Annotated in this window: 9 protein-coding genes; 5 read left to right on the top strand and 4 right to left on the bottom strand. The window is 70.6% G+C overall.

Annotated elements, in window-relative coordinates; genetic code table 11:
- Positions 1-156: 156 nt before the first annotated feature.
- The gene (locus M8J73_RS37630; protein ID WP_249829629.1) at positions 157-1,041 is read right to left on the bottom strand and encodes a LysR family transcriptional regulator; all 885 of its coding nucleotides are present in this window, start codon (positions 1,039-1,041) and stop codon (positions 157-159) included.
- A gap of 130 nt (positions 1,042-1,171) precedes the next feature.
- Between M8J73_RS37630 and M8J73_RS37625 the strand changes: the two genes are divergently transcribed.
- From M8J73_RS37625 to M8J73_RS37605, 5 genes are all read left to right on the top strand, one after another.
- A complete protein-coding gene (locus M8J73_RS37625) occupies positions 1,172-1,843 on the top strand; it encodes a succinate dehydrogenase (protein WP_055543083.1) in 672 nt (223 codons plus the stop codon).
- A 2-nt stretch (positions 1,844-1,845) separates the two neighbouring features.
- Positions 1,846-3,804 carry a fumarate reductase/succinate dehydrogenase flavoprotein subunit gene (locus M8J73_RS37620; protein WP_055543082.1) on the top strand — a complete coding sequence of 653 codons (1,959 nt, stop codon included), beginning with the start codon at positions 1,846-1,848 and terminating at the stop codon, positions 3,802-3,804.
- Positions 3,801-4,550, top strand: a complete 750-nt coding sequence (locus M8J73_RS37615) for a succinate dehydrogenase/fumarate reductase iron-sulfur subunit (RefSeq protein WP_055543081.1) — start codon at positions 3,801-3,803, stop codon at positions 4,548-4,550. Before M8J73_RS37620 ends, M8J73_RS37615 begins: the two co-directional genes overlap by 4 nt.
- A gap of 315 nt (positions 4,551-4,865) precedes the next feature.
- Entirely contained in the window at positions 4,866-5,648 is a 783-nt protein-coding gene (locus M8J73_RS37610; RefSeq protein WP_249829628.1) for a GNAT family N-acetyltransferase, read from the top strand.
- Positions 5,649-5,652: 4 nt separating this feature from the next.
- Positions 5,653-6,516: a lysophospholipid acyltransferase family protein gene (locus M8J73_RS37605; protein ID WP_249829627.1), complete on the top strand. Its 864-nt coding sequence runs from the start codon at positions 5,653-5,655 to the stop codon at positions 6,514-6,516.
- Here the strand turns inward: M8J73_RS37605 and M8J73_RS37600 are convergent.
- The 3 genes from M8J73_RS37600 to M8J73_RS37590 form a co-directional block, all read right to left on the bottom strand.
- Complete coding sequence (locus M8J73_RS37600) at positions 6,471-7,487, bottom strand: LLM class flavin-dependent oxidoreductase (protein ID WP_055536669.1); 1,017 nt, start codon at positions 7,485-7,487, stop codon at positions 6,471-6,473. The two genes, M8J73_RS37605 and M8J73_RS37600, sit on opposite strands and share 46 nt — an antisense overlap.
- Before the next feature lie 132 nt (positions 7,488-7,619).
- The gene (locus tag M8J73_RS37595; RefSeq protein WP_055536668.1) at positions 7,620-12,815 is read right to left on the bottom strand and encodes a family 43 glycosylhydrolase; all 5,196 of its coding nucleotides are present in this window, start codon (positions 12,813-12,815) and stop codon (positions 7,620-7,622) included.
- Positions 12,816-13,098: 283 nt separating this feature from the next.
- Entirely contained in the window at positions 13,099-14,058 is a 960-nt protein-coding gene (locus M8J73_RS37590; protein ID WP_055536671.1) for a GNAT family N-acetyltransferase, read from the bottom strand.
- Positions 14,059-14,203 lie beyond the last annotated feature (145 nt).

Raw genomic sequence — 14,203 nt, 5'->3', positions numbered from 1 at the left:
GCCGCGAGCTGATCGGACTCCCCTTTTGTTCGGAGCTCTAAGGGCGCGCCGGCGCCCCCTCAGGGGCGCGGGGAACTGCGCGATCAGCCACAGCGAGTCCGCAGTCCCGGACGGCGATCACGAGACAACAGCGCGACCGGGAACGGCAGCGCACGCTCACCGCTCCACCAACATCCGCTGCAACTCCCTCGCGGCCCGAGGCGGAGCCACATCGCTGCGGTGGGCCAGCGCGATGCTGCGGTGCAGGCCGGGGCGGGCCAAGGGGGTGACCCGTAGGCCACGGCCCGCGCCGGTCGCCACCATGCGCGGGACCACGGCCACCCCCAGCCCCGCCCGGACGAACCCCAGCACCGCGTCCATCTCACCGCCCTCCACCGCGAAATCCGGCTCGAACCCGGCGGAGCGGCACGCGGCCACGGTCAGTTCCCGCAGGTCGTAGCCGTGCCGGAACATCACGAGCCGCTCTCCCTCGAGATCGGCGACCCGGATCGTGCGCCCCCCCTCGCCGGGGCCGGGCGCGTCCGGGGAGGACACCACCACCAGGTCCTCGCGCAGCAGCTCCACCGTGGTCAGCGCGGGGGACGGCGTCGGCAGGGGCAGGACGACCAGGGCCAGGTCGAGTGCGCCGCGCGCGAGCTGCCGTACGAGGTCGTGGGAGCCGCCCTCCTCGATCAGCAGCCGGATGCCGGGGTAGCGGTCGTGGAAGGCCCGCAGCACATCGGGCAGCAGGCCGGTGCACAGGCTCGGGGTCGCACCCAGCCGGACCCGGCCCCGGCGCAGCTGCACCAGCTCCTGCACCTCCAGCCGGGCCGTGTCCGTGTCGGCCAGGATGCGGCGGGCCAGCGGCAGCAGGGCCTCACCGGCGTCGGTGAGCGTGATGTTGCCGCGGGCCCGCAGGAACAGATCGGCGCCCAACTCCCGTTCCAGCGCCTTGATCTGCTGCGACAGCGAGGGCTGGGCGACATGGACCTGCTCGGCGGCGCGGGTGAAGTGCCGGGTCTCGGCGACCGCCACGAAGTACTGGAGCTGCTGGAACTGCACCCCTCCACGATACGGGACGATAGCCTCCGGCTATCGAATCGAGCCGCATCATGTCTTGGACCGATGAGGGGTGGCGGTCCTAGCGTCTTGTTGCATGGCTCTGGCAACGCGGACGGACCGAAAACCGTCCATGGCGCGCGCGGTGTGGGACAGCTCCGTCGGCAAGAAGACGGTGATGGCCGTCAGCGGTCTGATCATGCTGGCGTACCTGGTCGTCCACATGCTGGGCAACCTCAAGATCTTCTTCGGCTCGGCCGAGTTCAACGGGTACGCGCACTGGCTGCGCACCCTCGGCGAGCCCTTCCTCCACCACGAATGGGCGCTGTGGATCGTCCGCGTGGTCCTCGTCGCCGCGGTCGTCGCCCATGCCACGGCCGCCTACCAGCTCAGCCGCCGGGACATCAGGGCCCGGCCCACCAAGTACGTGCACACCAGGCGCCGGGCGAGCTACGCGACCCGCACCATGCGCTGGGGCGGTGTCATCCTCGGACTGTTCATCGTCTGGCACATCCTCGACCTGACGACCGGCACCGTCCACCCGAACGGCTTCCAGTCCGGTCACCCGTACCAGAACGTGATCGACACCTTCTCCACCTGGTACGGCAACGTCATCTACCTCGTCGCGATGCTCGCCCTCGGCCTGCACATCCGGCACGGCTTCTGGAGCGCCGCGCAGACCCTCGGCGCCGGCAGCCGCACCCGCGACCGGGCTCTGAAGGCCATCGCGAACGCCCTCGCGCTGGTGCTGACCCTGGGCTTCGTCTCCGTACCCGTCGCCGTCATGACCGGAGTGGTGAGCTGACCATGAGTACGTCCTCCGCGTACGCGGACTACACCACCGGGGACCCGGTCGTCGACACCAAGGCGCCCGAGGGCCCGATCGCCGAGCGCTGGGACAAGCGCCGCTTCGAGGCCAAGCTGGTCAACCCCGCCAACCGCCGCAAGCACACCGTCATCGTCGTCGGCACGGGGCTCGCCGGCGGCTCCGCCGGGGCCACGCTCGCCGAACAGGGCTACCACGTCGTCCAGTTCTGCTACCAGGACTCACCGCGCCGCGCCCACTCGATCGCCGCCCAGGGCGGCATCAACGCCGCGAAGAACTACCGCAACGACGGCGACTCCGTCCACCGGCTGTTCTACGACACCGTCAAGGGCGGCGACTTCCGGGCCCGCGAGTCCAACGTCCACCGCCTCGCACAGATCTCCGTGGAGATCATCGACCAGTGCGTCGCCCAGGGCGTTCCGTTCGCCCGCGAGTACGGCGGCCTGCTCGACACCCGCTCCTTCGGCGGCGTCCAGGTCTCCCGCACCTTCTACGCCCGCGGCCAGACGGGCCAGCAGCTGCTGCTCGGCGCCTACCAGGCCCTCAGTCGGCAGATCGCCGCCGGGAACGTCGAGATGCACCCGCGCACCGAGATGCTCGACCTGATCGTCGTCGACGGACGCGCCCGCGGCATCGTGGCGCGGGACCTCATCACCGGGAAGATCGACACCTACTTCGCAGACGCCGTCGTCCTCGCGTCCGGCGGCTACGGCAACGTCTTCTACCTGTCGACCAACGCCATGAACTCCAACGCGACCGCCGTCTGGCGGGCGCACCGGCGGGGCGCGCTGTTCGCCAACCCGTGCTTCACCCAGATCCATCCGACGTGCATCCCGCGCACCGGCGACCACCAGTCCAAGCTGACGCTGATGAGCGAGTCGCTGCGCAACGACGGCCGGATCTGGGTGCCGAAGGCGAAGGGCGACCAGCGGCCCCCGCACGAGATCCCCGAGGACGAGCGCGACTACTACCTGGAGCGGATCTACCCCTCCTTCGGCAATCTGGTGCCCCGCGACATCGCCTCCCGTGCCGCGAAGAACGTCTGCGACGAGGGCCGGGGCGTCGGACCCGGCGGGCAGGGCGTCTACCTCGACTTCGCCGACGCCATCGAACGGATGGGCCGGGCCGCCGTCGAGGCCAAGTACGGCAACCTCTTCGACATGTACCAGCGGATCACCGACGAGGATCCGTACCGGATTCCCATGCGGATCTACCCGGCCGTGCACTACACGATGGGCGGACTGTGGGTCGACTACGACCTCCAGACCACCGTCCCCGGTCTGTTCGCGATCGGCGAGGCCAACTTCTCCGACCACGGGGCCAACCGGCTCGGCGCCTCCGCGCTGATGCAGGGCCTCGCCGACGGGTACTTCGTCCTCCCGGCGACGATCAACGACTACCTCGCCCGTCACCCCCGACAGGACGAGGTCGGCCCCGAACACCCCCTCGTGCAGGAGGTCCTCGCCGAGACCGAGGACCGGCTGCACCTGCTGCTCGCCGTCGACGGCGACCGCACGCCCGACTCCTTCCACCGCGAACTCGGCGAGCTGATGTGGGAGTTCTGCGGCATGGCCCGCACCGAGGGCGGCCTGCGCAAGGCCCTGGAGCGGATCCCGCAGATCCGTGAGGAGTTCTGGCGGCGGATCAAGGTCCCGGGGACGGGCGAGGAGTTCAACCAGTCCCTGGAGAAGGCCAACCGGATCGTCGACTACCTGGAACTCGCCGAGCTGATGTGCCTCGACGCGCTGCACCGCGCCGAGTCGTGCGGCGGGCACTTCCGCGAGGAGTCCCAGACCCCGGACGGCGAGGCGGAACGCGAGGACGACACCTTCTCGTACGCGGCCGCCTGGGAGTTCACGGGCACCGGCACCGCCCCCGTCCTGCACAAGGAAGACCTCGTCTTCGAGTACGTCCACCCCACCCAGCGGAGCTACGCATGAAGCTCACCCTGCGCGTCTGGCGACAGCGCGCCGCCGACACCGAAGGCGCCATGTCCACGTACGAGGTGGACGACATCTCGCCCGACATGTCCTTCCTGGAGATGCTCGACACCCTCAACGAGGACCTCATCCTGCGTGGTGAGGACCCGGTGGCGTTCGACCACGACTGCCGGGAGGGCATCTGCGGCGCGTGCTCGCTGGTCATCAACGGGGACGCGCACGGGCCCGAGCGGACGACCACCTGCCAGCTGCACATGCGGTCCTTCGCGGACGGCGACACCATCGACGTGGAGCCGTGGCGGGCCTCGGCGTTCCCGGTGATCAAGGACCTCGTCGTGGACCGGTCCGCGTTCGACCGGATCATCCAGGCCGGCGGCTACATCACCGCCCCCACCGGATCCGCGCCGGAGGCCCACGCCACGGCCGTGCCCAAGCCGGACGCGGACCTCGCCTTCGAACACGCCGAGTGCATCGGCTGCGGGGCGTGCGTGGCCGCCTGCCCCAACGGCGCTGCGATGCTGTTCACCTCCGCCAAGGTCAACCATCTGAACGTGCTCCCGCAGGGGGCGCCCGAGCGCGAGACCCGCGTCCTCGACATGGTGGCCCGGATGGACGAGGAGGGCTTCGGCGGCTGCACCCTCGCCGGCGAGTGCGCCACGGCCTGCCCCAAGGGCATCCCCCTGGTGTCCATCACGCACATGAACAAGGAGTGGCTGCGCGCCACCCGGAAGGCCGGGAAGCGGTAGCGGGGCACAGAAACGTTCGCCGAGCAGTGCGGACGGGCGGGGCCGGGAGTGGTGCTCATCCCCGGCCCCGTCTGGTTTCCCCGAGGCCGTCCGGCCCGGACGGGAGGCCCCCGGCGCCGGTCCGCCGTGCCGGTGCGTCGTCCCGGTCCGCCGTGCCGATCCGTCGTCCCGGTTCGTTCAGCGAGCGCACATCCGCGCTCCCGCCCTCGGTCACGCGTCGGCCAGACGACGTCGGGAGAACAGGTACGAGCGCGCCGCACCCGACCGGCCCGCTCTTCCGCCCAGGCCGAACCGGCCCGTGACCTGGAGTGAGCCATGACCGCCGTACCCGCTCTGGACACCCCGCCCCTGCCGTCCCCGTCACCGGTCCCCACCCGCTACACCGTCGGTCTCGCCCGCGACGAGGCCGACGTACGCGCCGCACAGCGCCTGCGGCACGACGTGTTCTCCGGCGAGATGGGCGCCCTGCTGACCGGCCCGCAGCCGGGCCTCGACATCGACGCCTTCGACGCGTACTGCGACCACCTGCTCGTCCGGGAGACCCTGACCGGGCAGGTCGTCGGCACCTACCGGCTGCTGCCGCCCGAGCGCGCCGCCGTCGCCGGACGGCTGTACTCGGAGGGCGAGTTCGACCTCGGCCGCATCGACGCGATCCGCCCGAACCTCGTCGAGGTCGGCCGCTCCTGCGTGCACCCCGACCACCGCGACGGCGCCGTCATCGGCCTCATCTGGGCCGGCATCGCCCGCTACATGCTCGACCACGGCCACGAGTGGCTCGCCGGCTGCTGTTCCGTCCCCCTCGCCGACGGTGGCGCCCTCGCCACCGCCACCTGGGACCGGGTGAAGGACACGTACCTGGCCCCGGAGGAGTACCGCGTCCGCCCCCTGCTGCCGTGGACCCCCACGGCCGAGGCCCCCGCCGAGCGCGTCGACCTGCCCCCGCTGCTGCGCGGCTATCTGCGGCTCGGCGCCTGGGTGTGCGGCGAGCCCGCGCACGACCCCGACTTCGGCGTCGCCGACCTGTACGTGCTGCTGCCGATGCGCCGCGTCAACGCGCGCTACCTGCGGCACTTCCTCTCCCTCGTCCCGGCGGCCTGACGCGATGAGCGTGTGGCTGCCCGGCGCGCCCTGCACCCCGCGGGCGTGCGTGGACACCGCGCGGCCGACCGCCGCCGCGCCACGGGCCGTGCTGCGGCTCACCGCGGTCCTGGCGCTGATCCTCGCCGGGATCCTCCTGAGCGGCCTCGGCTCCCGGATCCCGGCGGGCGCGGTACGGCACTGGTGCCGGTGGATCGTCCGGGCCGCGGGGGTCCGCGTACGGATCACCGGCACCGCCCCGCCCGCCGGGGGCCTCCTCGTCGTCGCCAACCACATCTCCTGGCTGGACATACCGCTCCTCGTGGCGGTCCGCCCCGCGCGGATGCTCGCCAAGTCCGACATCCGGCACTGGCCCGTCGCCGGCACCCTCGCCGAGCGGGGCGGCTCCCTCTTCATCGAACGGGAGCGCATCCGCGCCCTGCCCGGGACGGTCGCCCGCATCGCCGACGTGCTGCGCGCCGGCACGGCGGTCGCCGTCTTCCCCGAGGGCAGCACCTGGTGCGGCCGGGCCCAGGGGCGCTTCCACCGGGCGGTGTTCCAGGCCGCGCTCGACGCGGGCGTCCCCGTACAACCGGTGTGCGTGCGCTACCGGTGCGCCGGGGGAGGGGCCAGCACCGCGCCCGCCTACGTCGGGGACGACCCGCTCCTCACGTCCGTGTGGCGCGTGGTCACCGCACGCGGAGTCGTCGCCGAACTGGACGTACTTCCCCTGATCGACCCGGGCACCCATCCCGACCGGCGCGCCCTGGCGGCGGCCGCGCAGACGGCGGTCACCGATGTGGAGGCCATGACCGCGCACGTCACGGAGGGACGCGGGGGCGCTCAGGAAGTGCTGCCGAGGCCCGCGATCCGGGCGAGCCTCCGGTAGGAGTCCAGCAGCGCCGCACGGTCGTACGTACTGGTCGTGACCAGCACCTCCTGGGCGCCCGTCTCCTTGATCACCGACTCCAGTTCGTACGCGACCTGCTCCTCGGTGCCGACGACATGGCCGGTGAGCCCGGACTCGTAGAAGCCGCGCTCCTTGGCCGTCATGGTCCGCCGCTCGATCTCCTCCGCGGGGGCGAGCGGCGGGAACGTGCCGTGGGCGCGGGAGTACGCCATCGCCCCGGCCTCGGGCAGGAGGATGCGGTGGGCCTCGTCGGGGGTCGCGGCGACGGCGACTGTGCCGGAGACGACGACGTACGGCTCCGCCGCCCAGACGGACGGCCGGAACTCGGCGCGGTACCGCTCGATGCCCCGCAGCATCCGGTCCCGGGCGCGGAGGTCGCCGATGACCATCGGCAGGCCCGCCCGCGCGGCGACCTGCGCGCCCTCGCCCATCGCCAGGACGAACGGTGGAACGGACAGGCCCTCCGGGGGACGCGCGTGCACGCCGGTCGGGGAGGTCCCGAGGAACCAGCCGAGCAGCTCGTCGAGTTGTCCCGCGAAGTCGGCCGTGTCGGCGGCGTCCTTGTCCCGGCCCAGCGCCCTGCGGACGCCGTCCGTGAAGCCCACGGAGCGGCCGATGCCCATGTCGACGCGCCCCGGGAACAGGGACTCCAGCACACCGAACTGTTCGGCCACGACCAGGGGGCGGTGGTTGGGCAGCATCACGCCGCCGGTACCCACCCGGATCGTGCGGGTGGCCGCCGCGACCGCCGCCGCGAGGACCGTCGGCGCGGAACCGGCCACTCCGGGCACCCCGTGGTGTTCCGCGACCCAGAACCGGTGGAAGCCCAGCTCCTCCACGTCCCGCGCCAGCCGCACGGTGTCCCGCAGGGCCTCGGGCGCGTCATGGCCCTCCCGGACGCGGGAGCGGTCGAGGACGGAGAAACGGGTCGAGGAGAGCACGGAGGTCACAGGAGGTTCAACGCTCTGGGGGCGCCGGGATTCCCGACGCACGCGGGGCAGGCCCTCTCACGTTCCGGCCGCCGACGTGCCGAGGGGCGCCCGGAACATGTCCGGGCGCCCCTCGGTGGAGCGGTTCATCGACTAGCGGCCGACGCTGATTCCCCTCGTCCTCGCGGCCTTGGTGTTCTCGTAGACGACCTTGCCGGTGGACTTCTTCCAGATCTTGATCTTGAAGGTGTCCGGGCCGTCGGTCGCGGTGATCCGGAAGGCGTAGCCGCTCGCGCCGCCGACCTTGCCGGAGCCCTGGTAGACGGCCTTGTCACCGGTCACCACGAGCCAGTCGGAGCCCGTGGAGCGGAACTTCAGCCTCGCCGCGCCGAAGTCGAAGGAGGCCCTGCCCGTGGGGATGGTGGCGTTCTTCGTGTACTTGGCGAGGAAGGAGAAGGCCGCCTTGCCGGTCAGACCGGCCTTGGCCGGGTAGGCGCCCGCCGGTGAGGCGAAGGTCCCGGCACCGGTCGCGGAGCCCGCGGCGCGGTCGTAGACGATCAGCTCGGGGAGCTTGGCGGTGTCCGAGGTGCCGTCGTCGTCGGTGACCGTGACCACCGGGCGGTGGATACCGGCCTTGCGGTAGACGTGCTCGGCCTTGCAGACACGGGCGCCGACCTTGCCGGCCGTCGGCCGGGTGCCGTCCTTCCAGTCGACCTTGCAGGTGTGCTTGTCGGCGGTGCCCGGGTCGGTGAACTTCACCGTGACCGAGGTGCCCTTGCCCGCCGCCACCGGCGACTTCGGGCCGGTCGCGGAGGTGATCACCGGGGCCGCGTTGGTGACGGTCACGAGGGCCTTGTCGCTGCTGCGGCCGCCGGTCAGGGTCACCGTGTAGATGCCGTTGTCGGCGCAGGTGATCGTCGTCCTCGCGGCGGAGGCGTCGGCGAAGACACAGGGCGCGCCCACCTCGACCTTCCACCGGGGGCTGCCCGCCCCGGAGACGGTGCCGTCGAGCTGGATGGGCTCGCCCTCCTTGCCCTTGGCGTCCTGGCCGGCCCGGGCGATGGTGACCGGGTCGATGCCGCCGAGGGTCGGGACGACCTTCTTGATCAGGCCGTCGTCGTCGAACTCCAGCTTGTCGATGGTGGTTTCGCGGTGGGTGCCGTCTCCGCCGGGGATGGCGAAGCGGTGGTAGGCGATGTACCAGTCGTCGGTGTTCGGGACGTGGACCACGGAGTGGTGGCCGGGGCCCTTGATGCCGAGCGAGAGGTCCTTCTCCAGGATCACGCCGCGCTTGGTCCAGGGACCGGTGGGCGAGGAGCCGGTGGCGTAGGCGACCCGGTAGTTCTCGTCACGTGTGTCGTTCTCCGACCACATGAAGTAGTAGGTGCCCTTGCGCTTGATGACGAAGGTGCCCTCGTTGTAGCCGCTCGGGGTGATGTCGGTGACCTTCGACGCGTCGAAGGAGACCATGTCGTCGTTGAGCGGGACCACGTAGGCGCGGCCGTTGCCCCAGTACAGGTACGACTGGCCGTCGTCGTCGGTGAAGACCGCCGGGTCGATCATCTGGCCGGGGCGGTCGCCCGCCTTCAGCAGCGGTTTGCCCAGCGCGTCCTTGAACGGGCCGGTCGGCGAGTCGGAGACCGCGACACCGATGTTGGCGTCGGCGCAGAAGTAGAAGTAGTACTTCCCGTTCTTCTCCTCCATGGTCGGCGCCCAGGCCCGGCTGTCGGCCCAGGAGACGTCAGGACCGAGGTCGAGGATGACGCCGTGGTCCTTCCAGTGGACCAGGTCCTTGGACGAGTACGCCTTGAACTGCGTGCCGCTCCAGCCCTCGAAGCCGTCGGTGGTCGGGTAGATGTAGAAGGTGTCGCCGAAGCGGACGATGTTCGGGTCGGCGTTGAGGCCCGGCAGGACCGGGCTCTTCATGATCAGTGCCGAGACCGTCCAGGTGCGCTTCTTGCCGTCCGAGCCGGTGACCTCGTACGTCTTCGGCTCGCTGAAGTCGCGCAGGGTGCCGGAGGCCGGGCTGATGGTCGCGCCGTGGGCCAGGGTGAACTCCGGTGCCAGGGCGGTGATGTCGCTGCCCTCGGTCAGCGGCAGGACGACCTTGCTGTCCTTGTCGTCGATGATCGCGTCGACCTTGAGCGCCGGGTGGGTCGCCGCGGCGATCCCGGTGGTGTTGCCGCCGAGCTCCAGGACCTCGGCGGGCGACAGGGCCCGGTTGTAGATGCGGAAGTCGTCGACCTCGCCGCCGAAGTACGGGTCCGGGGAGTACAGGGACCTGCCGATGTAGCCGGAGTAGTCCTTGGCGGAGTCGTACAGGTCGGACGGCTTGACGGTGACACCGTTGACGCGGGCCACCTCGGCGCCGTCCACGTAGAGGATCGCCGTCTCGGTCGCGCCGTCCAGGGTGACGGTGAGGTGCTGCCACTCGCCCTGGGTGAGCGGGGAGCCGCCGATCATCTGCTTCTCACCGGACCAGGTGGCCTTGGTGATCGCGGAGAACAGCTTCCCGGCGCCGTTGGACGGGGTGGCGAAGAGGTACTTGTTGTTGTCGGGGCCGAGGCCGAACAGCCACTGGAAGTTGTCGCCGCCCTTCCACTTGACGTACGTCGAGACGGTGACGCCGTTCGCGCCCTTGAGGACCCCGTTCGGGATCTTCACGTACGGCGAGTCGGAGCCGCTGTTGCCGCCGGACATCTTGAACGAGCCGCCGTCGACGCCGGTCCCGAAGTCGGGCGTACGGACATAGGTGCCGTGGTAGCCGTGGCCGCTGGAGTCGCGGACGATGCTGCCGCCGGTCTCGTCGAAGCCGTAGTGCAGGACCAGGTCCGTCGGGACGTCGGGGCCCTTCTCGGAGACGGTGACCTCGGCGCGGACCCCGATCGTCGCGTCGCCCGGCAGGGTGCCTTCGACCGTGAACGTGCCGGCCTGCGCGTACTTCGAGGCGTCCACGTCCGCCCAGTTCACCGCGATGGGCTTCTTGGTGCCGTCCGCGTACTCGGCGATGACGGTGGCGGGCAGCACCGGGGCCTCACCGATGCGTGTGTCGACCTTGATGTCCTCGACGCTCTTGACGATCTGGTCCGGCTGGTAGGTGCTCAGCAGCCGGTCGTACTCGGCCTGCGTCACCGGCAGCACCGTGCCGTGCCGGGGCTTGGCCGGCAGGTCGTACGAGGCGGACGGCGTCCACACGCCGGAGGCGAGGTCGGTGGTCTCGAAGGGGATGTAGCCGCGTCCGCCGAACTCGTCGAGGAACGCGTACCACTTGTCCTCGGTGTTCGACTTGAACACCAGCGGGCCCTCGGCCGCACTCATCGCGCCCTTGCCGATGCCCTCGGCGACCGGGTCCCAGGACAGGTCGAGCAGCGAGTCGCTCTTCTCCTCGAAGATGAACTTGCTGTTGGGGGTGGAGGAGCTGTTGTTCCGCTCGTCCTTGGAGAGACGGAAGTACGTGCCGTCGTGCTGGATGACCGTGGAGTCGATGACCGAGTAGCCGCGGTCGATCCAGACCTTGGGCTCGCTGAACGTGTAGAAGTCGCGGGTGGTCGCGTACATCATGCGGTTGTACGTGTCGCCGGTGTGAGCCTCGTTGTCGTACAGCTTCGACGCCCAGAAGACGACGTACTCGCCGAGCTTCTCGTCGTAGTACGCCTCGGGGGCCCAGGTGTTGCCGGCCGCGTCGGGGGAGACCTTGACCAGGCGCTGGTTGGTCCAGTTCACCAGGTCGGTGGACTCCCACACCATGATGGACTTGCTGCCGGAGCGCTGCGAGCGGTCCCAGTCGCCGTTGCCGTAGATCTTCAGGTCGGTGGCGATCTGGTAGAACTTGTCGCCCTCGGGGGAGCGGATGATGAACGGGTCGCGCAGGCCCTTCTCGCCGAGCGAGGAGGTGAGGACGGGCTTGCCGTCGTTCAGCTCACGCCACTTCAGGGGGTCGTTGCCCTTGCTGAGCGCGAAGTAGAGCTGCTCGCCGTCCGAGGTGCCCTCGCCGGTGAAGTAGCTGAACATGTAGCCCTTGCGGGCTTCCTTCTTCGGCAGCTCCGGCACCTTCACGGTGAAGGCGCGGGTGGTCTTCGCGTCGTTCTTGGTGACGGTCGCGGTCAGTTCGGCGGTCGTGCCGCCGTCGCCGTGCGCCGGGCGGTGCACCACACCGTCGTCGGTCACGACGTCCGGGTCCGCGGAGGACCAGGAGACCTTGGTGCCGAAGCCGCCGGACGTCGGGAGCGTGAGGTTGCCGCGGGCGTCGTCGGCGTTGTGGACGGTCAGTGCCTCGGCGGCCTGCTTCACGGCCGTGGTGTCGTCGAAGGAGGGCAGGACCGTGACCTCGAAGGTCTTGGTGTCCGTCACGGGGCCCCGCTTCAGGGTCGCCGTGAGGGTGGCGTGGCCGTTCGGCTCACCGGCGGCGGGGCGGGTCACCGCGCCGGAGTCCGCGACCACGGAGGTGTTGTCGCTCTTCCAGCTGATGGAGGAGCCCCCGGCCGTACCGGTCTTCGGCAGGTCCAGGTCGGCGGTCACCGCACTCGTGTCACCAAGCGTGAGAGCGGCCTTGTCGGCGGCGACGCCCTGGACGGCCACGGGGAGCGAGAGCTGCTCGACCTCGGTGGCGGCGAGGGCGCGGTCGTACACCCGGAAGTCACGGATCTTGCCCTTGAAGAGCTTGTCCCCGGTGTAGACCGACTTGCCTATGTAGTTGGCGGTCGTGGTGCCCGAGCCGATCGAGCCCGGTGTGGTGGTGACCGAGGTGTTGCGGCCGACCTCGACGCCGTCCTCGTACAGCACACCGGTGGTGCCGGTCTGGGTATACGTGAGCTGCTTCCACACCGAGCGGGTCAGGTTGTGCGAGTCGCCGGGCCGGGTGTTCTGCTCGGTCGACCAGTTGCCGGACGCGATGGCGGTGCGCAGCGAGTTGCCGGTGGCGAAGAGGTAGCCGTTGCCCGTGCCGCCGCTGGTGTTGCCGAAGCCGTAGATGAAGTACGGGCCGGCCTGCGACTCGTCCATCAGCACGTCCATGGAGACGCTGATGGAGTTCATGCCCTTCATGACGTCGTTCGGCACCTTCACATAGGTGTCCGAACCGTTGAACGTCAGGCCCTGGCCGTCGCCCGTCCAGCCGGCGGTGCCGTTCACCGTGCCGTCCCGGCCGTTGCCGGAGGCGTCGGTGACCGTGGTGCCGGAAGTGGCGTCCAGCTTGTACCAGAGGGCCAGGCCGTCGGTGAGGTCCGCGCCGTCCGCGACGGCGGGGGCGACCGGTCCGGCGAGGCCCAGGAGCAGTGACGCGGCGGTCAGCCCGGCGAGTCGGCCTGCTCGGCCTCTCGCGCGGCCGCGTGGACCTGCGGTGTACGTCATATGGATTTTCCCTGCTGAGAGCACGGCTGATGAGGGGGCGGAACCAGGAAAAGGGGACGGCCGAGGGCGAAGGACCCCGTCCCTGGGTGCTCCGCCGTTTCGGCTGTGTGACGTCGTGTTGCGAGAGTGTCAAACGAGGCGTGGCGGGGCGTCAAGAGGTTTCGAACCATGTCCGACCTGTCGAACAAGTCGGACGGTCGCTCGCCAAGAACCGCCATGAGCAGCCGCGTTGAGGTGATGCCGTGCTACCGATACAACGCTTTGTCGACAGTGCTACCCCCGGTCACACCACGGGGCGCACGAGCTCCCAGGTGTCGACGGCGAAGTCCAGCTTCATGCCGTGCCGCTCGTACAGCGCGAGGGCGCCGGAGCTGTTGTCGGTGTCGACACCGAGGCCGATGCGGTCGCGGCCCCGCGCCGCGTAGTGGCCGAAGGCGTGGCGCAGCAGATGGCTGCCGAGACCCCGGCCGCGGGCCTCGGCGAGAACGCCGAGGGAGGAGATCCACGCCATGGTCGTCCGGTCGTCGCGGGTGCGCAGGACCGCCGCGTCGCCGAGTCCGTCGACGTGCGCGATCCAGATCAGCGACCAGTCGGCGTTCGCGGCGTCGATGTCGTCCAGCCACTGCTCGTAGGTGCGCGGCTGGAAGTCGAAGTGGTCGGCGAAGGATGTCTGGAGCAGGGCGTGGGCCTGCCGGCGGTCCGCCTCGTCCGCGCACGGCCGCAGCGTCACGCCGGGCGGCGGGGAGGGCATCTCGTCGGCGGGGGAGAGGGGCCGGTCCAGCACGTGGTAGCGGCGGACCGCGCGCCAGCCCCGGTCGCGCAGGGCGTCCAGGTCCGTGGTGGGCGCGGTGTTGAGGTGCAGGTGGACCACCGCGCGGTCCGCCCCGTTGGCCGCGGCGCGCTCGGCGGCACGGGCCTCCATCAGCTCGAACAGGTACAGGGCGCCGAGCGGCCGGTCCGGCAGCGCGTAGTGGTCCATGTCGATGCGCTCACCGCCCGACTCGTCCCACATCAGGCCGTACCCGACGAGGCGGTCCCCGTCGAACAGCAGCCAGGAGTCCCGCTCCAGCTCCACCTCGGGGTGCTTCAGATCCGCCTGGACCTCGGCGAGCTCGGTCTCGGCCCGGCCGATCTCCAGCCGGTCCACCTCGTTCAACAGAGCACACACCGCCACGGCGTCCTCAACACGCGCCGACCGTACGGTCATACCGGCCGGCAGCGCGGCGAAGTGCGTCCTAGTCATGGAGCCACTGTCGACGCCACCGCACACCCCCGCAACGCAATTTCCACCACCGGGCACTCCCTGAAGGGGCGCGGGGAACGGCGCGAACAACCACGAACCACCCGCAGTCGCCGTACCGCACTAGCCCCCGGGCTGGAAGGCGCCG

Source organism: Streptomyces neyagawaensis (assembly GCF_023516595.1).
Classification (GTDB): Bacteria; Actinomycetota; Actinomycetes; order Streptomycetales; family Streptomycetaceae; genus Streptomyces; species Streptomyces neyagawaensis.
This window is presented reverse-complemented; position numbering and strand designations above follow the sequence as displayed.

Coding starts and splice junctions, on each gene's coding strand:
- M8J73_RS37625 (WP_055543083.1), top strand. CDS start 1,172: ATGGCGCGCGCGGTGTGGGACAGCTCCGTCGGCAAGAAGACGGTGATG.
- M8J73_RS37620 (WP_055543082.1), top strand. CDS start 1,846: ATGAGTACGTCCTCCGCGTACGCGGACTACACCACCGGGGACCCGGTC.
- M8J73_RS37615 (WP_055543081.1), top strand. CDS start 3,801: ATGAAGCTCACCCTGCGCGTCTGGCGACAGCGCGCCGCCGACACCGAA.
- M8J73_RS37610 (WP_249829628.1), top strand. CDS start 4,866: ATGACCGCCGTACCCGCTCTGGACACCCCGCCCCTGCCGTCCCCGTCA.
- M8J73_RS37605 (WP_249829627.1), top strand. CDS start 5,653: ATGAGCGTGTGGCTGCCCGGCGCGCCCTGCACCCCGCGGGCGTGCGTG.
- M8J73_RS37595 (WP_055536668.1), bottom strand. CDS start 12,815: ATGACGTACACCGCAGGTCCACGCGGCCGCGCGAGAGGCCGAGCAGGC.
- M8J73_RS37590 (WP_055536671.1), bottom strand. CDS start 14,058: ATGACTAGGACGCACTTCGCCGCGCTGCCGGCCGGTATGACCGTACGG.